1 protein-coding gene is annotated in these 462 nt (G+C 63.0%); it reads left to right on the forward strand.

Annotated features, from left to right (window positions below; translation table 11 throughout):
• A partial coding sequence (locus AX750_RS24770; protein ID WP_197432862.1) for a division plane positioning ATPase MipZ occupies window positions 1-462 on the forward strand: 462 nt, incomplete at both ends.

Genomic DNA, 462 nt, shown 5'->3' on the forward strand with positions numbered 1-462 from the left:
GATTTCGATCTCGTGCCCGACGGCGGGATCGGGGGCGCTGTCTCTCCGATCGAGGTGCTCGCCGCCATGACCGGACCGCAGACGGACTTCTCGGCCTTCGACGAACTGATGAGGAGGTTCAGCGACGAGGATGCCTATGACCCGCGTCGCGACGATGGGACCTTTCCGCTGAGCCGTCTGGATGATGCGCTGCAGCTGATCATCTTTGGGTCCTACAAGGGTGGCGGCGGTAAGAGCACCGCCTGCATGGCTTTCATCGAGAGGCTCATGCGCGCCGGTCGCTATCCCGTGGTCATCGAGGCTGACCCTGTCCAGAAGGAGGTGGGGGAGACCTTCAAGAACGACAAAAAGCTTCGCGTGCTCGAACTCCCGCTTGCTAACCGCGAGGGGATGGAGAAATTGGCGATGATCATGGCGCGGCGTCTGCCCCTGGTGGTCGTGAACGCGCCCGGAGGCCTGACC

Origin of the sequence: Methylobacterium sp. CCH7-A2 (assembly GCF_001557075.1) — a bacterium.
Classification (GTDB): Bacteria; Pseudomonadota; Alphaproteobacteria; order Rhizobiales; family Beijerinckiaceae; genus Allobosea; species Allobosea massiliensis.